This is a genomic window from Pantoea sp. CFSAN033090 (assembly GCF_001264395.1).
In the GTDB taxonomy this organism is placed as follows: Bacteria; Pseudomonadota; Gammaproteobacteria; order Enterobacterales; family Enterobacteriaceae; genus Pantoea; species Pantoea agglomerans.
The window spans coordinates 61,604-83,469 of record NZ_LGYX01000011.1; the positions used below are offsets into that span (position 1 = coordinate 61,604).

General features: G+C 56.9%; 16 protein-coding genes. 2 read left to right on the forward strand and 14 right to left on the reverse strand.

Going from position 1 to position 21,866, the window contains the following annotated elements:
- Positions 1-233: 233 nt before the first annotated feature.
- The 5 genes from eno to rlmD all read right to left on the reverse strand — a co-directional run bounded on the left by eno (position 234) and on the right by rlmD (position 7,997).
- Positions 234-1,529, reverse strand: coding sequence for a phosphopyruvate hydratase (gene eno, locus AFL22_RS11980; RefSeq protein WP_010248571.1), 1,296 nt, complete (start codon positions 1,527-1,529; stop codon positions 234-236).
- A 76-nt stretch (positions 1,530-1,605) separates the two neighbouring features.
- Entirely contained in the window at positions 1,606-3,243 is a 1,638-nt protein-coding gene (gene pyrG / locus AFL22_RS11985) for a CTP synthase (glutamine hydrolyzing) (protein WP_010248572.1), read from the reverse strand.
- 229 nt (positions 3,244-3,472) lie between these two features.
- A complete protein-coding gene (gene mazG, locus AFL22_RS11990) occupies positions 3,473-4,261 on the reverse strand; it encodes a nucleoside triphosphate pyrophosphohydrolase (protein ID WP_050680051.1) in 789 nt (262 codons plus the stop codon).
- A gap of 158 nt (positions 4,262-4,419) precedes the next feature.
- Positions 4,420-6,651 carry a GTP diphosphokinase gene (gene relA, locus AFL22_RS11995; RefSeq protein WP_010248576.1) on the reverse strand — a complete coding sequence of 744 codons (2,232 nt, stop codon included), beginning with the start codon at positions 6,649-6,651 and terminating at the stop codon, positions 4,420-4,422.
- A gap of 29 nt (positions 6,652-6,680) precedes the next feature.
- Positions 6,681-7,997, reverse strand: coding sequence for a 23S rRNA (uracil(1939)-C(5))-methyltransferase RlmD (gene rlmD, locus AFL22_RS12000; RefSeq protein WP_052271497.1), 1,317 nt, complete (start codon positions 7,995-7,997; stop codon positions 6,681-6,683).
- Between the two features lie 94 nt (positions 7,998-8,091).
- On the opposite strand from rlmD, the gene barA reads away from it, so the two are divergent.
- Positions 8,092-10,821 carry a two-component sensor histidine kinase BarA gene (barA, locus tag AFL22_RS12005; RefSeq protein ID WP_010248580.1) on the forward strand — a complete coding sequence of 910 codons (2,730 nt, stop codon included), beginning with the start codon at positions 8,092-8,094 and terminating at the stop codon, positions 10,819-10,821.
- Positions 10,822-10,875: 54 nt separating this feature from the next.
- Here the strand turns inward: barA and AFL22_RS12010 are convergent, their stop codons facing one another.
- The 6 genes from AFL22_RS12010 to AFL22_RS12035 form a co-directional block, all read right to left on the reverse strand.
- Positions 10,876-12,015: a glycerate kinase gene (locus tag AFL22_RS12010; protein ID WP_033758769.1), complete on the reverse strand. Its 1,140-nt coding sequence runs from the start codon at positions 12,013-12,015 to the stop codon at positions 10,876-10,878.
- A 75-nt stretch (positions 12,016-12,090) separates the two neighbouring features.
- Positions 12,091-12,975, reverse strand: coding sequence for a 2-hydroxy-3-oxopropionate reductase (gene garR / locus AFL22_RS12015; protein WP_010248583.1), 885 nt, complete (start codon positions 12,973-12,975; stop codon positions 12,091-12,093).
- 19 nt (positions 12,976-12,994) lie between these two features.
- A complete protein-coding gene (garL, locus tag AFL22_RS12020) occupies positions 12,995-13,765 on the reverse strand; it encodes a 2-dehydro-3-deoxyglucarate aldolase (RefSeq protein WP_052271498.1) in 771 nt (256 codons plus the stop codon).
- A 45-nt stretch (positions 13,766-13,810) separates the two neighbouring features.
- Entirely contained in the window at positions 13,811-15,142 is a 1,332-nt protein-coding gene (gudD, locus tag AFL22_RS12025) for a glucarate dehydratase (protein ID WP_010248587.1), read from the reverse strand.
- A 10-nt stretch (positions 15,143-15,152) separates the two neighbouring features.
- Positions 15,153-16,499, reverse strand: coding sequence for an enolase C-terminal domain-like protein (locus tag AFL22_RS12030; protein WP_010248589.1), 1,347 nt, complete (start codon positions 16,497-16,499; stop codon positions 15,153-15,155).
- Positions 16,496-17,857, reverse strand: coding sequence for an MFS transporter (locus tag AFL22_RS12035; RefSeq protein ID WP_010248591.1), 1,362 nt, complete (start codon positions 17,855-17,857; stop codon positions 16,496-16,498). The genes AFL22_RS12030 and AFL22_RS12035 overlap by 4 nt, the downstream gene beginning before the upstream one ends.
- 574 nt (positions 17,858-18,431) lie before the next feature.
- Here AFL22_RS12035 and garD point away from each other — a divergent pair.
- The gene (gene garD / locus AFL22_RS12040) at positions 18,432-19,991 is read left to right on the forward strand and encodes a galactarate dehydratase (protein WP_033769943.1); all 1,560 of its coding nucleotides are present in this window, start codon (positions 18,432-18,434) and stop codon (positions 19,989-19,991) included.
- Positions 19,992-20,069: 78 nt separating this feature from the next.
- Here garD and AFL22_RS12045 read toward each other — a convergent pair whose 3' ends face one another.
- From AFL22_RS12045 to AFL22_RS12055, 3 genes are read right to left on the reverse strand one after another with little or no spacing between them, the layout of a single operon-like run.
- Entirely contained in the window at positions 20,070-20,516 is a 447-nt protein-coding gene (locus AFL22_RS12045) for a flavodoxin (RefSeq protein ID WP_010248594.1), read from the reverse strand.
- A 12-nt stretch (positions 20,517-20,528) separates the two neighbouring features.
- Complete coding sequence (gene truC, locus AFL22_RS12050; RefSeq protein WP_033772508.1) at positions 20,529-21,308, reverse strand: tRNA pseudouridine(65) synthase TruC; 780 nt, start codon at positions 21,306-21,308, stop codon at positions 20,529-20,531.
- Positions 21,308-21,637, reverse strand: a complete 330-nt coding sequence (locus AFL22_RS12055; RefSeq protein ID WP_022623807.1) for a YqcC family protein — start codon at positions 21,635-21,637, stop codon at positions 21,308-21,310. Before AFL22_RS12055 ends, truC begins: the two co-directional genes overlap by 1 nt.
- Between the last annotated feature and the right edge of the window lie 229 nt (positions 21,638-21,866).

Here is a 21,866-nt window from a genome sequence, read left to right on the forward strand (position 1 = left end):
CGCTCAGGACAAAAACGCCGGAAGCGTTTTTGAACAACGCAAAACGTTGTCCCGGTAACGGGCGCACCTCAGGGATGAGGTGCGTAATCGCGCGGACCGGGCCGGCAGAGATGCCGCTTTGGCGATCGGGCCTTGCCATTCGCGTCTGAACACCGCCACCAACAAAAAGCCCCGCACAAGGCGGGGCTTCAGAGGCCGATGATGTCACTTAGCGCGACATCAACGCACAGTCATTACTGACCTTTAACTTCTTTCAGACCGTTGAATGGCGCTTTAGAACCGAGCGCTTCTTCAATACGGATCAGCTGGTTGTACTTAGCAACACGGTCAGAACGGCTCATTGAACCGGTTTTGATCTGGCCCGCTGCAGTACCTACCGCCAGGTCAGCGATGGTCGCATCTTCGGTTTCGCCTGAACGGTGAGAGATCACGGCAGTGTAGCCCGCGTCTTTCGCCATTTTGATCGCAGCCAGAGTTTCGGTCAGAGAACCGATCTGGTTGAATTTGATCAGAATGGAGTTAGCGATACCTTTATCGATACCTTCTTTCAGGATCTTGGTGTTGGTAACGAACAGGTCATCACCCACCAGCTGGATTTTGTCGCCCAGTACTTTGGTCTGGTAAGCGAAGCCGTCCCAGTCAGATTCGTCCAGGCCATCTTCGATAGAAACGATCGGATACTGTTTAGTCAGATCTTCCAGGAAGTGGGTGAACTCTTCAGAGGTAAACGATTTACCGCCTTCACCGGCCAGAACGTATTTGCCATCTTTGTAGAACTCAGATGCCGCACAGTCCATCGCCAGGGTGATGTCTTTGCCCAGCTCGTAGCCTGCTGCTTTTACCGCTTCAGCGATAACAGCCAGCGCTTCGGCGTTGGAACCCAGGTTAGGCGCGTAGCCGCCTTCGTCACCCACTGCAGTGCTCATGCCTTTGCTTTTCAGCACTTTTGCCAGGCTGTGGAACACTTCAGAACCCATACGGATGGCTTCTTTCAGGTTCGGAGCGCCAACCGGCTGGATCATGAATTCCTGGATGTCGACGTTGTTGTCGGCATGTTCGCCGCCGTTGATGATGTTCATCATTGGCAGTGGCATAGAGTATTTGCCTGGGGTGCCGTTCAGTTCAGCGATGTGCTCATACAGCGGCTGACCTTTAGAGGCTGCAGCGGCTTTAGCAGCTGCCAGTGAAACAGCCAGAATGGCGTTAGCACCGAAGTTAGATTTGTTCTCAGTACCGTCCAGGTCGATCATGATCTTATCGATGTTCGCCTGATCTTTCGCGTCTTTGCCTTTTACCGCTTCAGCAATCGGACCGTTTACTGCAGCAACGGCTTTGGTTACGCCTTTGCCCAGATAACGTGATTTGTCACCGTCACGCAGTTCCAGCGCTTCGCGTGAACCGGTAGAGGCACCTGATGGTGCAGCTGCCAGGCCTACGAAACCGCCTTCCAGATGCACTTCAGCTTCAACAGTCGGGTTACCACGTGAGTCGATAATTTCGCGACCGATGACTTTTACGATTTTGGACATTACGATTTTCCTCAGTACAAGTTAGTCAATCCTAAGACAAGCAACGCGCGAAAAGTTCGCGCGCTGCCTGTGAAACTTACTTCGCTAAACGCTTCTGATGCTCATGTGCGGCTTTAACAAAGCCGGCAAACAGCGGATGGCCGTCGCGTGGGGTCGAGGTAAACTCAGGATGGAACTGGCAGGCCACAAACCACGGATGGTTCGGGATCTCGATAATCTCAACCAGTTGATCATCACCAGAGCGACCTGCTACGCGCAGACCGGCTGCTTCAATCTGCTTTAACAGCATATTGTTCACTTCATAGCGGTGGCGATGGCGCTCAACGATAGTGTCAGAGCCGTAGAGCTGGCGAACCTGGCTGCCCGGCGTTAACTGACACTGCTGGCTGCCCAGACGCATGGTGCCGCCCAGATCGCTCTGCTCGCTGCGGACTTCGACGTTGCCATCTTCGTCACGCCATTCGGTGATTAATGCCACCACCGGATATTTACAGTCTGGCACAAATTCCGTGGAGTTGGCGCCCGGCATCCCGGCGACATTGCGGGCGAACTCCATCAGCGCAACCTGCATGCCCAGGCAGATGCCCAGGTACGGCACGTTGTTTTCACGTGCATACTGCGCGGTCATCAGCTTGCCTTCCACGCCACGGTAACCGAAGCCACCCGGGATCAGAATCGCATCCAGATCTTTCAGTAATTCGACACCGCGTGATTCAACATCCTGCGAATCGATCAGTTTGATGTTCACGGTGACGCGATTTTTCAGGCCGCCATGTTTCAGCGCTTCGATGACCGACTTGTAGGCATCCGGCAATTCAACATACTTGCCCACCATACCGATGGTGACTTCACCACCCGGATTGGCTTCTTCGTAGATCACCTGCTCCCATTCGGCCAGGTTGGCTTCCGGTGCATTCAGGTTGAAGCGCTTGCAGATATAGTCATCCAGGCCCTGCGATTTCAGCATGCCAGGAATCTTGTAGATGGAATCAACGTCTTTCAGCGAGATAACCGCTTTTTCAGGGACGTTACAGAACAGGGCGATTTTAGCGCGTTCGTTGGCCGGTACGGCACGGTCAGAACGGCAAATCAGCACGTCTGGCTGAATACCAATCGACAGCAGCTCTTTCACCGAGTGCTGGGTCGGTTTGGTTTTAACTTCACCGGCAGCCGCCATATACGGCACCAGCGTCAGGTGCATATACATGGTGTGTTCGCGGCCCACATCAACGGCCATCTGGCGAATCGCTTCCAGGAACGGCAGTGATTCGATATCCCCGACCGTGCCGCCGATTTCGACCAGTACCACATCATGACCTTCACCGCCTTCAATAATGCGTTCTTTGATGGCGTTGGTGATGTGCGGAATAACCTGAATGGTTGCACCCAGATAGTCGCCACGGCGCTCTTTGCGCAGGACTTCTGAGTAGATACGGCCAGTGGTGAAGTTGTTACGACGCGACATTTTGGTACGGATGAAGCGCTCGTAGTGACCCAAATCCAGATCGGTTTCAGCGCCGTCATCAGTGACGAAAACTTCACCGTGCTGCGTCGGGCTCATGGTGCCTGGATCCACGTTGATATACGGGTCCAGCTTCATGATGGTCACGTTCAGACCACGGGCTTCGAGAATGGCTGCGAGGGAGGCTGCGGCAATGCCTTTACCCAGAGAGGAAACGACCCCGCCGGTCACAAAAATATAATTCGTTGTCATGCTGAACCTGAGAGTTTAGGTTTAAAGACGGTGGAATAACCAGGACGGGAAAACAGTATACTGGAAACCGCTATCAGCCACAATTGATGAATCACCGCCATCCTCCAACGCATTGCTGCGGCTAACATAGCCGATAGCCGCCAATGAAATGTTGACGTGCGTCACAAAGTTGCCGTCAGGCTGAATCGAGTAAGCGAAAGCGGTGACTTTATGCACAGCGCTGGAATAATCAGCGCTTCTCGCCCCGTTTCACCTGCTGCCAGGCGGCTTCCATCTGCTCCAGCGTGGCACCCGGCATACTTAACCCCTGTGCAGCGATGATCGCTTCGACTTCGCGGAAGCGGCGCTCAAACTTGTCGTTGGCCTTTTGCAGCGCGGTCTCTGCTTTGCTGCCCAGATGACGCGACAGGTTAACCGTGGCGAACAGCAGGTCGCCAATCTCCTCTTCCAGCTTCTCACCATCCACCACGCTCTGCTGCGCCTCGTGCATCACTTCATCAATCTCTTCATGCACCTTAGCCACCACCGGCCCCAGCGTGGTCCAGTCGAATCCGACATTGTGACAACGCTTCTGAATCTTGTGGGCGCGCATCAGTGCGGGCAGTGCCTTAGGGATATCATCCAGCGCCGAATGCTGGGCTTTGTCAGCCCGCTCAGCGGTTTTTATCGCTTCCCAGTTTTTCAGCACTTCGCTGCTGGTTTCTGCTGTGGCATCGCCAAAAATGTGTGGATGACGGCGCTCCAGCTTGTCGCTGATTGCGTGGCAGATATCCTCAAAATTAAAGCGATCCTGTTCGCTGGCCATCTGCGCATAGAACACCACCTGAAACAGCAGATCGCCCAGCTCACCGCGCAGATCGTCAAAATCTTCGCGCTGGATAGCGTCCAGCACTTCGTAGGTCTCTTCCAGCGTATAGGGCGCGATGGTGGCGAAGGTCTGTTCACGATCCCACGGACAGCCATGTTGTGGATCGCGCAGGGTTTTCATTATGCCAAGCAGGCGCTCAATAGCGTTCATTCAGGAGGATCCTTGATTAGTGAGATGACAGGCAACAGGCGAAGAGGCAAAGCGTACAACACGGCCGGACGCCGTGAATAGCGCCCGGCCGTGTCTGGTGGTGCAGAAAACGCCTGCGCAACCTCCAGCTGCCGGTTGCCTCAGTGCCAGCCTGAATATCAGTGCAGGCGACGGGCGTCAATGATATCAGAGACCTGGTTCAGACGCGCCAGGACACGTCCCAGTACCTGATGGTTGTAGATCTCGATATCCATGTCGATGGTCGCCAGCTGTTTTTTGGTGTCGCTGCGGCTTGAGACGCCCAGGACATTCACTTTCTCGTTGGCGAGAATGGTAGTGATGTCGCGCAGTAAGCCGCTGCGATCGTTGGCGGTCACGCGCACCACCAGTGAGTAGCCGCTGGAGTAGCTTTCGCCCCACACCGCATCGACGATACGTTCCGGCGCATGCGAAATGAGTTCAGCCAGCTGGTCGCAGTCGGCGCGGTGAATAGAGATGCCGCGCCCCTGGGTGATGAAGCCGACAATATCATCCCCCGGAATCGGCTGGCAGCAGCGGGCAATGTGGTGCATCAGGTTGCCCACGCCTTCCACGACGACGCGTCCGCTCTCTTTGCGTGAAGAGGGAGTGTACGATTTCTGGGTCAGCTGACGCAGCGCTTCGCGATCTTCCTCTTCGGCGCTCGGCTTGTTCAGCTTCGCCTGCAGGAAGTTAACCATCTGGTTAAGACGGATATCGCCGCCGCCAATCGCCGCCAGCAGCTCTTCAAGCGAGGTGACGTTATAGCGCGGCAGCAGCAGTTTTTCGGCTTCGCGCAGGCTGATATCCAGCTGATTCAGTTCGTTATCCAGAATCTGCCGTCCGGCGATAATATTCTTGTCGCGATCCTGCTTGCGGAACCAGTTGTGGATCTTCGAGCGTCCACGGTTGGTGGTGATGTAGCCCAGATTCGGATTGAGCCAGTCGCGGCTCGGGTTCGGCTGCTTCTGGGTGATCACCTCAACCTGATCGCCCATCTGCAGCTGGTAGGTGAACGGCACGATGCGGCCACCGATTTTCGCGCCGATGCAGCGGTGACCGATGTCGCTGTGAATATGATAGGCAAAGTCGAGCGGCGTCGATCCAGCCGGCAGATCCACCACGTCGCCTTTCGGGGTAAAGACGTAGACCCGGTCATCGAACACCTGGCTGCGGACCTCTTCCAGCAGTTCGCCGGAGTCCGCCATCTCTTCCTGCCAGCTGATGAGCTTACGCAGCCAGGCGATCCGCTCTTCATGACCGGCCGCGCCACGCGCGCTGCTGGAAGTTGGCCCCTCTTTATATTTCCAGTGCGCCGCCACGCCCAGCTCGGCATCTTCATGCATCTGGCGGGTACGGATCTGGATCTCCACCGTTTTGCCCTGCGGCCCTAACACCACCGTATGAATCGACTGGTAGCCGTTGGGTTTGGGGTTAGCGACATAGTCATCAAACTCGCTGGGCAGATGGCGATAGAGCGTATGCACCGTACCCAGCGCACCGTAGCAATCCTGCAGGCGATCGGCGACGATGCGCACCGCCCGCACGTCAAACAGCTCATCAAAGGCCAGCGATTTTTTCTGCATCTTGCGCCAGATGCTGTAGATATGTTTGGGACGGCCATAGACTTCAGCGCGCACGCCCTCTTTGACCATCTCTTTGCGCAGATTGCTGACGAAGTTCTCGATGTACTGCTCACGGTCAATACGCCGCTCATGCAGTAATTTGGCGATGCGCTTATATTCGTCAGGATGCAGATAGCGGAAGCAGTAATCTTCCAGCTCCCATTTGAGCTGACCAATACCGAGACGGTTGGCCAGTGGCGCATAGATATTGGTGCTCTCTTTGGCGGCCAGTACCCGCTCATCTTCCGGCGCATCTTTCATTTCGCGCAGGTTCATGATGCGTTCAGCCAGCTTCAGCACTACGCAGCGGAAATCCTCCACCATCGCCAGCAGCATGCGGCGGACGTTATCCACCTGTTCAGAGGCCATGGAGTCGTTGTGGATCGCTTTCAGCTGGCGGATGGCGTCCATATCGCGCACGCCGTGTACCAGCGAGACAATGCCTTTGCCGACGGCGGTTTCCAGCTCCTCTTCACTCACCACTTCATCGTTAGCCAGCGGGAAAATCAGCGCCGCACACAGGCTTTCGATATCCATGCTGAGCATTGAGAGGATTTCAACCATCTCAATACCGCGCCACAGCAGCAGCGACTGATCAGGATGGCCCTGCGTCTGCGCTTCACAGTAGCGCCAGGTCTCGGCCACACGTTGACATGATTGCGGGTTGGCAATACCGAGACTGGCGATCCACTGGTCGAGGGCGAAATCCCCCTCAGTATTTAAATGCGCACTTCTGACCGCAACCATAACCTCTCCTGCACAACGACATACATCGCTTATGTTTTTCTGAACAGCACCATGGATTCGAGATGACGGGTATGTGGGAACATATCCAGCATCGCGACCCTTTCCAATTGGTAGCCTGCCGACAGCAATGTCTGGCTGTCGCGGGCGAGTGTGGTGGGATTACACGAAACATAGACCACGCGATCTGGTGCAAGTTTAACCACATGCGCCATTACGCCCGCAGCCCCGGCGCGTGCCGGATCGAGTAATACCTTGTTAAATCCCTGTGCCGCCCACGGCTGGCGCGACACTTCTTCTTCCAGATTATGCTGAAAGAAACTGACATTTTTAAGATTATTCAAATCAGCATTATACGCTGCCTGCCGCACTAATGCTGCAATCCCCTCCACACCAACCACATTATGTACGAAGATTCCTATAGGAAGTGTGAAGTTTCCCATGCCGCAAAACAGATCCAGCACCCGGTCTTCCGGCTGCAGATCGAGCCAGGCAATTGCCTTCGCAACCATCTGCTGATTAACACTGTCGTTAACCTGAATAAAATCCTGTGGGCTGAAGGTTAGCTTAAGCTGGTGAGATTGATAAAACGGCGTCGACTCACTTAACGCACTCAAATCTTCCTCGCCCGCATCCAGGAACAGCATCAGCTGATGCTTATGCGAAAACTGTTCCAGTTTTTCACGGTCATCCGCATGCAGCGCATCAAGATGGCGCAGAATCATCAGAGGCCCGTTGTCTGCCAGCACCAGCTCCACATGCCCGAGACGCCTGACGGCGCGTAACTCACTGAGACACTGGTGCAGTGGAACCAGTAAAGCCTCAAGTTCGGGCACTAAAATGGGGCATTGCTGAATATCGACCAGATCGTTGCTGGCTTCCTGACGGAAGCCCATCTGCAAACGCTGCGCCTTATTTTGCCATTGCAGCCCCAGACGGGCGCGACGACGATAGCCCCAGGGCTGACCGGCGATCACCTCATCCACCGCCACATCTTGTGCGGCGGCCTGGCGCAGCATCCGGCTCAGCGCCTGGGCTTTGCTCTGCTGTTGCAGCACCACATCGGCATGCTGCTGCTGGCAGCCGCCGCAGCGTTCATAATGTGGGCAGCGCGGCGTGACGCGCGCCGGACTGCGGCTAATCAGTCGTGTCACTTTCGCCCGGGCAAATTGACGTTTATCCTCTGTCAGCATGACCTCCGCCTGTTCCCCAGGCAGGGCACCGGCAACAAAAAGGGTTTTGCCCTTGTGACGCGCCACCCCTTGTCCGAACGGATCAAGCGCCTCAATGGTGACGGTAATCCGTTGTTGCGTCGTCACGCGCTGTTTTGCAACGTAAAATTGCGCCATAGTGTTATTAATTCTCTTTATCGAAAACGACCTGCATTGTTTTTGTCGACAGCATGCACAGGGACGTTAATGCCGGAGTAGCTAGGCGACTATTATGACCAAATACAGCCTGCGGGCGCGAATGATGATTTTAATTCTGGCACCCACGCTGATGGTTGGCCTGCTGCTCAGCTCATTTTTTGTGGTGCACCGCTACAATGAACTGCAGCGCCAGGTTATCGATGCCGGAGCCAATATCATTGAACCGCTGGCGATCTCCAGCGAATACAGCATGACCTGGCACAACCGTGACGCCATGCGTGAACTGGTCAGCCTGCTGCACCGCCGCCATTCCGGCATCGTCCGGGCGATCTCGGTGTTTGATAATCACAACCAGCTCTACGTCACCTCCAATCACAAGCAGAACCTCAGCCTGCTGCAACAGGATGATATCCGCGCCCTGCCCGACGATGTCTCCATGGAGCGTCACGGCAACGTATTGATTCTGCGCACACCGATCACCACCGAGCGTTACGATGTGGATGAATTGCCGGACGAAGATGCCAAGCCGTCGGGCAATCCGCTGGGCTACGTGGCGATAGAACTGGATCTGCAGTCGGTGCGCCTGCAGCAGTACAAAGAGGTGTTTGTCGCCACGCTGATGCTGCTCTTCTGCCTCTGCCTGGCCATGCTGTTTGCCTATCGTCTGATGCGTGATGTCACCGGCCCGATCCGCAATATGGTCACCACCGTTGACCGCATCCGTCGCGGCCAGCTCGACAGCCGCGTTGAGGGATACATGCTGGGTGAACTCAGCATTCTGAAAAACGGGATTAATGCGATGGCGATGTCGCTGACCGCCTATCACGAAGAGATGCAGCACAATATCGATCAGGCGACCTACGATCTGCGAGAGACGCTGGAACAGCTGGAGATTCAGAACGTTGAGCTGGATCTGGCGAAGAAACGCGCCCAGGAAGCGGCGCGCATCAAATCTGAGTTTCTGGCCAATATGTCGCATGAGCTGCGGACGCCGCTTAACGGCGTGCTGGGCTTTACCCGGCAGATGCTGAAAACCCAGCTGCGCACCACCCAGCGCGACTATATGCAGACCATTGAACGTTCAGCCAATAACCTGCTCAGTATTATCAATGACGTGCTCGATTTCTCGAAGCTGGAAGCGGGCAAACTGATGCTGGAGGCGATCCCCTTCCCGCTGCGTGCCACACTGGATGAAACGCTGGTGCTGCTGGCCCCGTCGGCGCATGACAAAGGGCTGGAGCTGACGGTGGTGTGTGACAGCAGCGTGCCGGACAATGTGATTGGCGATGCGCTGCGCCTGCAACAGATTCTGATTAACCTGATCGGTAACGCCATCAAGTTTACCGAGAAAGGATATATCGGCCTGCGTGTCGGACAGCGGGTGATTACGCAGTCGCGCGTCGAGCTGGAGATTCAGGTTGAAGATAGCGGCATCGGCATCTCTGAGCAGCAACAGACACAGCTGTTCCAGGCGTTCCGTCAGGCTGACGCCAGCATTTCGCGCCGTCATGGCGGCACCGGGCTGGGGCTGGTGATCACCCAGAAACTGGTGCGGGAGATGGGCGGCGAAATCACCTTCAGCAGTCAGCCGGACAAGGGCTCCACCTTTGTGATTCGCGTGCAGCTGGATCTCAATCCCAATGCGCCCGGCATGCCACGCGTGCTGGATGCGCTGTCACATGCGCGCATTGCCTATGTTGAAGCGGATGCTAACGTTGCCAGCGCAGCACTGGAGATGTTAAGCGCCACACCATTGCAGATCGATTACAGCGAAACGCTGGAGGGTTTAAAAGCGTCTCACTATCCGCTGCTGCTGATGGCGATGCCGGTCGACATCAGTCAGCCCGAGCTGCTCAATGAACGCATGATTAATGCGCTGCTGGATCGGGCCGACAACGTGCTGATGGCGCTCCCCAGCCCGATGATGTTGCTGGCGGATGAACTGAAGGTACGCGGCATTGACGGTTGCATCGCTAAACCGATCTCCCTGACGCGACTCCTGCCGATGTTACTGGATCTGCATACCCGTCAGATCAGTGAACTGCCGCTTTCACCCCGGCTGCCGCTGACGGTGATGGCGGTGGATGATAACCCCGCCAACCTCAAGCTGATTGGCGCGCTGCTGGAGGAGCAGGTGCAGAACATCCTGCTGTGCAGCAGCGCCGAACACGCCATCCGTGAGGCACGTCAGCAGTCGCTGGATGTGATTCTGATGGATATTCAGATGCCGGACATCGATGGCATTCGCGCCAGCGAAATTATACGCAGCATGCCGCATCATGCCAGTACACCGATTGTGGCGGTCACCGCCCATGCGATTGATGGCGAGCGTGAGCAATTGATCAAGGCGGGCATGAATGACTATCTTGCCAAACCGATTGATGAGAGCAAGTTAAGACAGTTGCTGGCGCGCTATACGCCACCACCAGTGGTCACCGTGCCGGAACTGCTGCCAATATTACCCACGCTGGACTGGCAACTGGCGCTGCGACAGGCGGCGAACAAAGCCGATCTGGCGCGCGATCTGCTGCGGATGCTGCTGGAATTTTTACCGGAAGTGCATGCGAAGATGGCGCAGTTTATGTCGACCAATGAGGTCAACGCCCTGCGTGAGATTATTCACAAGCTGCACGGCAGTGCCAGCTACAGCGGCGTGCCGCGCATGAAGCAACTCTGCCATCAGCTGGAAAGAGAGCTGCTGGAGGCCAGCGATATCGCTGCGCTGGAGCCGGAGCTGCTGGAGCTGCAGGATGAGATGGAGAACGTCGCCCGAGAAGCCCGCCAGCTGTTAGGGATTGGATAAGGCTGGCGGTGAGTTAAACCCGGCCGATGTGGAGTGGCCGGGTAATGCTGGTGGTTAGTTAAACCCGGCCAGCTTTAACGTGGCTGCCACATTACGTGCCGTCATCTCAACATTCTTTCCGGCGCTGGCGAGTGCCTCATCCAGGGTACAGATGCTGTAGAGCACGCTGAATACCGCATCGATCCCGTGCTGATGCACCACGCCGACATCGGCCGTCAGGCTTCCGGCGATGCCAATCACCGGCTTATTAAAGCGCTTTGCCACGCTGGCGACCCCGATCGGCACCTTGCCATTAATACTCTGGCTGTCGATACGCCCTTCACCGGTAATCACCAGATCAGCATCTTTTACCTCTTCCGCCAGCCCCAGCGCTTCAGTAACAATCTCAATGCCGCGCCGCAGCTCTGCCTGACAGAAGGCGTGCAGCGCCGCCCCCATACCGCCCGCTGCGCCGCCGCCCGGAATATGCAGCACATCAATATCGAGATCGCGGTGAATAATCGCGGCGTAATGGGCCAGCGCCTGATCGAGCTGCTGCACCAGCGCCGGTGTCGCCCCTTTCTGCGGGCCGAAAATGGCCGATGCACCCTCTTTGCCCGTCAGCGGATTCGTGACGTCACAGGCCACTTCAATGCGGCACTGATGAATGCGGGTGTCCAGCGCGTCAATATCGATGCTGGCAAGATCGGCGAGTGCACCGCCACCGTGACCGATCTCGCAGCCCTGGTCGTCCAGCAGCCGGGCGCCCAGCGCCTGCATCATGCCGGCTCCGCCATCATTGGTGGCGCTGCCGCCGATACCAATGATGATGTGGCCGACCCCCTTATCCAGCGCATGTCTGATCAACTCGCCGGTGCCAAATGAGGTCGTTATCAGCGGGTCACGCTGCGATGCAGGCACCCGCTCCAGTCCACTGGCCGCTGCCATTTCGATATAGGCGGTGGACTCATCGCCGGACAGGCCATAGAAGGCGTCGACCTCTGTACCCAGCGGCCCCGTCACCTTCAGCCTGACGATTTTTCCCTTCGTCGCCGCCACCATCGCTTCTACCGTTCCTTCACCGCCGTCGGCGACCGGTATTTTCACGTAATGCGCATCGGGAAAGATGTCACGGAAACCCGCTTCAATCGCCGATGCCACATCCAGGGCGGATAAACTCTCTTTATATGAATCCGGTGCGATTACGATTTTCATAGGCAATCCGAGCGCAGTTGAGTAATTGAAACGGCTCTGAACCAGTCCGGTTTCCGCAGAGACCGACACCGGGTTTTAGCGGGCGATTTCAACCTTCGCTAACTTCTCATAATAGCAGGCCAGCGCGCTGTGGTCGGCGCTACCCTGCCCGTCGTTACGCAGCGCCTGCATCATCTCCATCACCGCCGCCGTCAGCGGCAGATGCGCGCCGATGCTGTGCGAGGTATCCAGCGCGTTCGCCAGATCTTTGATATGCAGGTCAATGCGGAAGCCGGGTTTGAAGTTGCGATCCATTACCATGGGCGCTTTGGCATCCAGTACCGTGCTGCCGGCCAGGCCGCCACGAATCGCCTGATAGACCAGATCCGGATTTACACCCGCTTTGGTCGCCAGTGATAACGCCTCGGACATCGCCGCAATATTCAGTGCCACAATCACCTGGTTGGCCAGCTTAGTCACGTTACCCGCACCGATGTCGCCGGTATGCACCACCGATCCCGCCATCGATTTCATGATGTCGTAGCAGGTATCGAACACCGCTTTATCACCGCCGACCATCACAGAGAGCGTGCCTTCAATCGCTTTGGGTTCACCGCCACTGACCGGCGCATCCAGCATTTTGATCCCTTTTTCTGCCAGCGCATCGTGGACTTCACGGCTCGCCAGCGGCGCAATTGAGCTCATGTCGATGACCACCAGGCCTGGCTTCGCCCCTTCGATAATGCCATTTTTACCCAGGCAGACTTCGATGACCTGCGGCGAGTTGGGCACCATGGTAATCACCACATCGCACTGCTCAGCCACCTCTTTTGGCGATTTCGCCACGGTCGCGCCCAGTTCAGTCAGTTCCGCTTCGTTGTCAGCGTTATGATCGCGCACCACCAGCGAATAACCGGCTTTCACCAGATTTTTACTCATTGGTTTGCCCATAATACCCAGGCCGATAAATCCAATTTTCATTGCGTTTCCCCTTGATTGATTAGCGCTTAAATTTGTCGCATAACGCCTGAGAGGCGTTGCGGAACATACCGACATCGCTGCCGACGGCGACAAAAGTGGCACCCCACTCCAGATAACGACGCGCGTCCGCTTCCACCGGTGCCAGAATGCCGCTCGGCTTACCGGCGGCTTTGGCGCGTTCAAAAATGTGTTTAATCACTTTCAGCACTTCAGGATGTGCAGGCTGACCGAGATAGCCCAGCGCAGCAGAGAGATCGCCCGGCCCGACAAAAATACCGTCAACACCGTCCACCGCCGCGATTGCGTCAATGTTATCGACCGCCTGCTGGGTTTCGATCTGCACCAGCACTGTGATGTTGTCATTGATGGTGCTGTTGTAATCCGGCAGGGTGCCGTACATGTTGCTGCGATGCGAAACCGAGACACCGCGAATGCCGGCTGGCGGATAGCGCGTTGAGGCGACGGCTCGCAGTGCTTCCTCTTCGGTCTCGACAAATGGCACCAGGAAGTTGTTAAACCCGATATCCAGCAGACGCTTAATGATCACCGGCTCGTTGCAGGGCGGACGCACCACGGGCGCACTGTGGCTGCCTTTAAGCGCCATCAGCTGCGGCACAAACGTGGTGATATCGTTGGGCGCGTGTTCGCCATCCAGGACCAGCCAGTCAAAACCGGCCAGCCCTAAAATCTCGGTTGAGATCGGGCTGGCAAGCGCACACCAGCTGCCGATCAGGGTTTCACCCGCTAACAAACGACGACGAAATCCATTTGGCCAGGCTGCATTACTCATGGTTAAACTCCTGTGACGATGGCTCCCCGTGGGGAGCCGAAAAGGTTAACGTACCAGGCAGGGACGTTTGTTGTCGTAGGTCCATCCCGGCACTAAAAATTGCATCGCTTCGGCATCGTCACGCGCGCCCAGCCCCTGCTTCTGATAGAGCGCGTTGGCCTGCATCACCTGATCCATATCCAGCTCGACGCCGAGACCGGGCTTCTGCGGTACCTGCACCATGCCGCCTTTGATCTGGAATGGCTCTTTGGTCAGGCGCTGATTGCCCTCCTGCCAGATCCAGTGGGTATCAATGGCGGTGATCGCGCCCGGCGCGGCAGCGGCGACGTGGGTGAACATCGCCAGCGAAATGTCGAAGTGGTTATTGGAGTGCGAGCCCCATGTCAGGCCGAAGTCGTGACACATCTGTGCTACCCGCACCGAACCCTGCATGGTCCAGAAGTGCGGATCCGCCAGCGGAATGTCCACCGACTGCAGCGACAGGGTATGGCCCATCTGACGCCAGTCGGTGGCGATCATATTGGTGGCGGTTGGCATGCCGGTGGCGCGGCGGAACTCCGCCATCACTTCACGGCCGGAGTAACCCTGCTCCGCGCCACAGGGATCTTCTGCGTAGGCGAGCACATCTTTGAGCTGTTTGCCGAGCATGATCGCCTCGTTGAGCGACCAGGCCCCGTTGGGATCGAGGGTGATACGGGCTTCAGGAAAACGCTTAGCCAGCGCAGTAACCGCTTCGGCCTCTTCGCCGCCGCGCAGTACGCCGCCTTTGAGTTTGAAATCGTTGAAACCATATTTCTCATACGCCGCTTCCGCCAGCCGCACCACCGTCTCCGGGGTTAGCGCTTCTTCGTGGCGCAGGCGATACCAGTCGCAGGGATCGCTCTCCTGGCTCTGGTAAGAGAGGGACGTTTTGCGGCGGTCGCCGATGTAGAAGAGATAGCCGAGCATCTCAACGCGGTCGCGCTGCTGTCCGTCGCCCAGCAGCGAGGCCACATTAACCTCCAGATGCTGACCCAGCAGGTCGAGCAGCGCCGCTTCAATGCCCGTCACCACATGAATAGTGGTGCGCAGATCGAAGGTCTGGGTGCCGCGCCCGCTGGCATCGCGGTCGGCGAAGGTGCTGCGCACCAGGCTGAGAATGTTTTTGTATTCGCCCACGGTTTTGCCAATCACCAGCGACGCCGCATCTTCCAGCGTCTGGCGGATTTTTTCGCCGCCCGGGATTTCGCCGACGCCGGTGTGTCCGGCGTTATCTTTGATAATCACAATGTTGCGGGTAAAGAATGGCGAGTGAGCGCCGCTGAGGTTCAGCAGCATGCTGTCGTAGCCTGCGACCGGAATAACCTGCATGGCGGTGACTTTCGGTGTTGAACTCATCTCCTGCTCCTTATGCTGTTGCTCGGCCAAATGCCGGGCGTTTGCGATCAAATGTCCAGCCGGGGACCAGATATTGCATCGCCGTGGCGTCGTTACGTGCACCGGCGGGCAGTGACTGATAAAGCTGATTGGCTTTGTTTACCTGCTCCCAGTCGAGCTCAATGCCCAGACCCGGCGCATCCGGTACGGCAATTTTCCCGTTGCGGATTTGCAGCGGATTTTTCGTCAGGCGCTGATCGCCCTCCTGCCAGATCCAGTGGGTATCAATCGCGGTAGGATTGCCTGGCGCCGCTGCACCCACATGGGTGAACATCGCCAGCGAAATATCGAAGTGGTTATTGGAGTGGCAGCCCCAGGTGAGGCCCCACTCATCGCAGAGCTGCGCGACCCGCACGGCACCGCTCAGCGTCCAGAAGTGAGGATCCGCCAGCGGAATATCGACCGCATTGAGCATCACCGCGTGATTCATCTCGCGCCAGTTGGTGGCGATCATATTGGTGGCCACCGGTAAGCCGGTTGCGCGCCGGAACTCGGCCATCACTTCACGTCCCGAATAGCCCTGCTCCGCGCCGCACGGATCTTCAGCGTAGCTCAGCACATCCTGCATCCCTTTACACAGCGCTATCGCCTCGTCCAGCAGCCAGGCGCCGTTCGGGTCGACCGTAATGCGGGCGTCGGGAAAGCGCTGCTTCAGCGCCGCCGCGGTGGCAATCTCCTGCTCGCCAGGCAACACGCCGCCTTTGAGCTTAAAATCTTTGAAGCCATATTTATCCGCAGCCGCCTCAGCCAGCCGCACCACGGCATCGCTGGTCAGCGCTTCCTGATGACGCAGGTGATACCAGTCGTGGCTGGCCTGCTCACCACTCAGATAGGGCAGATCGGTCTTGCGGCGGTCACCGAGATAGAACAGATAGCCCAGCACCGTCACTTCATCACGCTGTTTACCTGGCCCCAGCAGTTCAGCCACCGGTACGCCCAGACACTGTCCCAGCAGATCAAGCAGCGCCGCTTCCAGCGCAGCTACCGCGTTGACCCGCAACTCAAAAGTCCAGGCACCGTTGCCGAAGGTGGTGAAGTCAGCCGACTGATTGCCTTTGTGCACCTGTTGTACCAGACGGTTCATTCGCGCAATCTGCTGGCCTTTCACCTGCGGAATCGCCTCTACCAGCGTCTGATAGATGGTGTCGCCGCCGGGGGCTTCACCGACGCCGGTGTGACCGGCGCTGTCAGTGAGAACCACAATATTGCGGGTAAAACAGGCGTTGTGCGCACCGCCAATATTGAGCAGCATGCTGTCATAACCGGCGACCGGGATAACCTGCATCTCAGTAATCACCGGCGAACTTTGCGTATTCATAATGCATCCTTACCGGGCCAGGTTTTCAGTTCGACACGTTTGATATCGCCCGCGATCACCAGGAAGCTGAATGCGGCGACAAAGGCGTGAATACCGACATAGATCAGCGCGCCTTCAAAGGAGCCGCTGGTGGCGATGATGTAACCGATGGCGATAGGCGTCACGATGCCAGAGAAGTTACCGAACATGTTGAACAGACCGCCGCTCAGGCCACTGATCTCTTTCGGCGCAGTATCTGCCATCACCGCCCAGCCCAGCGCACCGATGCCTTTACCAAAGAACGCCAGTGCCATGAAGAACACCACCACCCATTCGGTATCGGTGTAGTTACACATCACCATCGAAATAGAGAGCAGCATGCCGAGCACGATCGGTGTTTTACGCGCGATATTCAGCGAGCCGGTTTTACGCATCAGCCAGTCGGAGATCACCCCGCCCAGTACGCCGCCGAGGAAGCCGCACACCGCCGGAATCGAGGCAATAAAGCCCGCTTTGAGAATCGACATGCCGCGCGCCTGTACCAGATAGACCGGGAACCAGGTGATAAAAAAGTAGGTTAAGGCGTTAACGCAGTACTGACCGAGGTAGATACCCAGCATCATGCGTGACGTCAGCAGCTGTTTGATCTGGAACCACTTCTCGCTCCAGCTCACTTTGCGGCTATCCTTTTTGACATCCATGTTGATCAGCGCACCGCCCTGCTCCATGTACTCCAGTTCGGCTTTATTCACGCCAGGGTGATCGGTGGGATCGTGGATCACTTTCAGCCAGATGAAGCTGAGGATGATGCCCAGGCCGCCCATGAACCAGAACACGTGCGCCCAGCCCACGGAAGAGACCAGCCAGCCCATGATGGGCGCGAAGATAACGGTGGCGAAGTATTGGGCCGAGTTGAAGATCGCCACGGCCGTGCCGCGCTCCTGCGCCGGAAACCAGGCCGCGACGATGCGGCTGTTGCCAGGGAAAGAGGGCGCTTCGGCCAGTCCCACCAGGAAGCGCAGAATAAACAGCGACATGATGATGCCGAAGCCGCTGAACAGATCGACGAACCCTTGCAAAAAGGTAAAGAGCGACCAGGTAAAGATGCTCCAGAAATAGACGCGTTTTGAGCCGAAGCGGTCAAGCAGCCAGCCGCCCGGAATCTGACCAATAACATACGCCCATGAGAAGGCTGAGAAGATATAGCCGAGTCCGACCGAATCGAGGCCAATATCTTTTGACATCGCCGAACCGGCAATCGAAATCGTTGCGCGGTCACCGTAGTTGAATGAGGTGACGATAAATAACATCACCACAATCCAGTAACGGGCATTGGTGCGTTTCTGCACCGTTTCCGCGGTCTGGCTGAAACTATTCATGATGCACTCCTGAAATATAGCGTGAGCTACATTCGCTCTGACTGCATACACATCGCGTTGGGTATCAGAGAGAAGTTGGGTTAAACACGGCGATCTTTTTGTTTTGGCAAACTTTATTTATCCATCCGGTGTCTGGCAGCCGCGGCGGTTAATAATCCCAGGCAACCTCTTTCGGATGAATAATACGTCGTGACAGATAACCTGACTTTGGCTAACGGAACTCAGTATAAGAACAGCCTGTGGCGATCACATTGGCGCATCGCCCTGGAATAATCGCCTTATTGAAGTGATTGTCTTGCGGATGCACAAAAGCCTGCGGTATAGCTCACGAAAGTGGCAAATACCCGTGCAAAATCCGCCCCGGATAACGCTTTCCCCCGCTGTTTGTGAGGGTCTTCACTTGCTTTTGGATAATCGACCCAAAACAGCGAGACGAATTGCCTTAATGGTGGTCATTTGCACAATGCGCGACCCGCCCCGCCTCCCTATACTGAAGCTGGCAAACAAGGGCGTGATAGGTCAGATCATTACAGCGTGCCGCACAAGTACGGTACGACAGACAGGAAGGTGAGCGATGAACCCAAAAACAGATGAACAACCGCTCTATATCAAAGTCCATGAGCACGACAATGTGGCGATTGTGGTTAACAGTCTGGGTCTGCCAGCCGGTACGCAGTTTGCGGATGGCCTGACCCTCACAGAGCATGTGCCGCAGGGCCACAAAGTGGCGCTGAGCGCGATTAATCAGGGTGCAGAGATCGTGCGTTATGGCGAAGTCATTGGCTATGCATTGCGGGATATTGCCCAGGGCAGCTGGATTGATGAGTCACTGGTCGCGCTGCCGGAAGCCCCTCCGCTGGAGAGTCTGCCGTTAGCTACTCAGGTTCCACCTGATTTGCCGCCGCTGGAGGGCTATACCTTTGAAGGTTACCGCAATGCGGATGGCAGCGTAGGCACGCGTAACCTGCTCGGCATCACCACCAGCGTCCACTGCGTGGCCGGTGTGGTGGATCATGTCGTACAGATCATTGAACGGGAGTTACTGCCGCGCTATCCGAACGTGGATGGTGTGGTTGCCCTGAACCACCTTTATGGCTGTGGTGTGGCGATCAACGCTCCCGCGGCGGTCGTGCCGATTCGCACCATTCATAACCTGGCGCTGAATGCGAATTTCGGCGGCGAAGTGATGATCGTCAGCCTCGGCTGTGAAAAGTTACAGCCAGAGCGTCTGCTGACTGGCACCCCCGACGTGCAGGCGATTTCGCTGGACGACCATGACATCGTGCGTCTGCAGGATGAAAAGCTGGTGGGCTTTGGCGCGATGGTCAATGAGATTCTGCAGGTGGCGGAGCGTCATCTCCAGCGGCTGAATCAGCGCCAGCGCGAAACCTGCTCCGCAGCAGAACTGATTGTCGGCATGCAGTGTGGTGGCAGCGATGCATTTTCGGGCGTGACGGCAAATCCGGCAGTGGGCTTCGCCTCTGATCTGCTGGTGCGTTGCGGTGCCACCGTGATGTTCTCGGAAGTCACTGAAGTACGTGATGCGATTCACCTGCTGACGCCGCGGGTGATTAATCAGGAAGTCGGTAAGCGCTTACTGGAGGAGATGGCCTGGTATGATAATTACCTCGACCAGGGCCAGACCGATCGCAGCGCTAACCCGTCGCCGGGCAATAAAAAAGGCGGGCTGGCGAACGTAGTGGAAAAAGCGCTTGGCTCGATCGCAAAATCGGGACGCAGCGCCATTGTTGAAGTGCTCTCGCCCGGCCAGCGGCCCACGCGACGCGGATTGATCTACGCAGCGACGCCCGCCAGCGATTTTGTCTGCGGTACACAGCAGCTGGCATCCGGTATCACCCTGCAGGTGTTTACTACTGGTCGCGGTACGCCTTACGGTCTGGCCGCGATTCCGGTGATCAAGATGGCGACGCGTAATGCGCTGGCAGAGCGCTGGCACGATCTGATGGACATCAATGCCGGGACGATTGCTACCGGTGAAGAGAGTATTGAGCAGGTGGGCTGGCGACTGTTTGAGTTGATTCTGGATATCGCCAGTGGCAGAAAGCAGACCTGGTCCGATCGCTGGGGCATTCGTAATCAGCTGGCGGTGTTTAACCCGGCGCCTGTCACCTGACAGTGCACTCAACGGATATCGCCGTATGCGCAACACAGGCTTATCTCAGCTAAGGCAGAGATAAGCCTGGCGTGGCAATCAGAGCTGCGCGCCCCAGGCTTCAACCCACGGCGAGGTAACCGCCTCCGGTTCCGGATTTTCAGTGGCATCAACCAGTAACACCTCGCCGACCCGCTGAGCGCCCTGCTCCTGCAGCAGCGCGTCAAAGGTTTTACCCGCGCCACAGAAATGGTCATAGCTGCTGTCACCCAGCGCAATCACGCCATAGCGCAGCGCGGGCTGATGACCGAGCTGATCTTTAATCGCATGGAACAGACCTGAAATGGTGTCGGGAAAATCGCCATGCCCGGTAGTAGAAGTGACGATTAACGCCACGTCGCTGGCATAGTTTTGCCAGTCAGCCAGCGTAGGATCGTCAAACACCGTTACGCTGTGCCCCTGCTGCTGCAGAATGGGCTCTGCTTCTTCCGCGACCAGTAGCGCATTGCCATATACCGTACCTACAAAAATGCCAATCTTTGCCATCTGCTTTCTCCCTTATTCTGAAACGTTATCCTGTCCTGGCGCTGCGTCAAACTCAACCCGCGGCACCTCAGGAATGCGATCCTGCCAGCCAAACTGGTTCATCAGGTTCTGCCAGACGCCATCCAGTCCGGCGCGAAGCAGCAACGGTTCACCGGTTACCGGATGAGTTAATGCCAGGCTGCTGGCGTGCAGCATCAGGCGGTTAGCGCCAAAATGTTCGGCAGCCCCCCGGTTCTGACGCAGATCGCCGTGCGCCGAATCGCCAATAATCGGATGACGCAGGTGTGACATATGACGACGCAGCTGATGCTTGCGACCGGTTTTAGGAGCCAGTTCAACCAGGCTATAACGCGAAGTGGGATAACGGCCAATGCCGACCGGCATCTCGACCGTTGCCAGTGACTGATAATCGGTGACCGCGGGCTGTGCGGTGCGCGCTTCCGTGGCGTGTTTATCGGCAATTTTATCCAGCTCTTCCACCAGCGGATAATCGAGCGTCCCGCTGCTCTCCAGCCAGCCGCGAACCACAGCATGGTAGGTTTTCTGCATCTGGTGCTGTTCAAACTGCAGCGAAAGCAGACGTCCGACTTCACTGGAGAGCCCCATCAGCAGTACCCCTGACGTGGGCTTGTCGAGACGATGCGCCGTAAACACATGCTGCCCAATCTGATCACGAACGGTCTGCATCACAAACACCGTTTCATGGCGATCCAGCCAGCTGCGATGAACCAGCCAGCCGCTGGGCTTGTTGACGGCAACCAGCCACTCATCCTGATAGAGTATCTCCAGCATCAGTGGGCAGCATCCGTGATTAACGCATCAAGTTGACGCAGGGTCAGCAACAGCGGTGCAATACCCGGCTGGTCAGGCACCAGAGCCACCTCATAATAGGGGGCCACGGCAAAATTTTGTGGTAACGGATGTCGGGCCGCAATCAGGGCATGCATCCGCGGGACTAACACCCACTGGAGCCACTGCAGCGGCTCCAGCGTATCCAGGCAAAAGGGTTCGCGGCTCTCGAGCGCCCCCTCGGCCGGCGGGGTACTCTGCCAGAGATGATGCTCACGCATCACCGCTTCCAGTTGTTCCAGCCGTTGCGTAATCAATTGTTCAGGCGTCATGCGCCACCTCCGCGAGCAGTCAAAAATGGGCGGCAAGCATATCACTTGTTGGCACAGGCACAAAAAAAGGGAGCACTGTATAAACAGTGCTCCCGGTTCGTTTGCAGCCATCCCGCCACGTTAATGCTCCCTGCTCTTCCATGACAACTTGTCCAGTGCGAACTCCTGTCGCGCATCGTCCTGATGTATCCTTAGCATCCTGGCCCACCACCTCTTCCGAGGGGGTTCT

Bases quoted from the DNA above. Each gene is read 5' to 3' on its own strand.
- eno (WP_010248571.1), bottom strand. From the start codon at position 1,529: ATGTCCAAAATCGTAAAAGTCATCGGTCGCGAAATTATCGACTCACGT.
- pyrG (WP_010248572.1), bottom strand. From the start codon at position 3,243: ATGACAACGAATTATATTTTTGTGACCGGCGGGGTCGTTTCCTCTCTG.
- mazG (WP_050680051.1), bottom strand. From the start codon at position 4,261: ATGAACGCTATTGAGCGCCTGCTTGGCATAATGAAAACCCTGCGCGAT.
- relA (WP_010248576.1), bottom strand. From the start codon at position 6,651: ATGGTTGCGGTCAGAAGTGCGCATTTAAATACTGAGGGGGATTTCGCC.
- rlmD (WP_052271497.1), bottom strand. From the start codon at position 7,997: ATGGCGCAATTTTACGTTGCAAAACAGCGCGTGACGACGCAACAACGG.
- barA (WP_010248580.1), top strand. From the start codon at position 8,092: ATGACCAAATACAGCCTGCGGGCGCGAATGATGATTTTAATTCTGGCA.
- AFL22_RS12010 (WP_033758769.1), bottom strand. From the start codon at position 12,015: ATGAAAATCGTAATCGCACCGGATTCATATAAAGAGAGTTTATCCGCC.
- garR (WP_010248583.1), bottom strand. From the start codon at position 12,975: ATGAAAATTGGATTTATCGGCCTGGGTATTATGGGCAAACCAATGAGT.
- garL (WP_052271498.1), bottom strand. From the start codon at position 13,765: ATGAGTAATGCAGCCTGGCCAAATGGATTTCGTCGTCGTTTGTTAGCG.
- gudD (WP_010248587.1), bottom strand. From the start codon at position 15,142: ATGAGTTCAACACCGAAAGTCACCGCCATGCAGGTTATTCCGGTCGCA.
- AFL22_RS12030 (WP_010248589.1), bottom strand. From the start codon at position 16,499: ATGAATACGCAAAGTTCGCCGGTGATTACTGAGATGCAGGTTATCCCG.
- AFL22_RS12035 (WP_010248591.1), bottom strand. From the start codon at position 17,857: ATGAATAGTTTCAGCCAGACCGCGGAAACGGTGCAGAAACGCACCAAT.
- garD (WP_033769943.1), top strand. From the start codon at position 18,432: ATGAACCCAAAAACAGATGAACAACCGCTCTATATCAAAGTCCATGAG.
- AFL22_RS12045 (WP_010248594.1), bottom strand. From the start codon at position 20,516: ATGGCAAAGATTGGCATTTTTGTAGGTACGGTATATGGCAATGCGCTA.
- truC (WP_033772508.1), bottom strand. From the start codon at position 21,308: ATGCTGGAGATACTCTATCAGGATGAGTGGCTGGTTGCCGTCAACAAG.
- AFL22_RS12055 (WP_022623807.1), bottom strand. From the start codon at position 21,637: ATGACGCCTGAACAATTGATTACGCAACGGCTGGAACAACTGGAAGCG.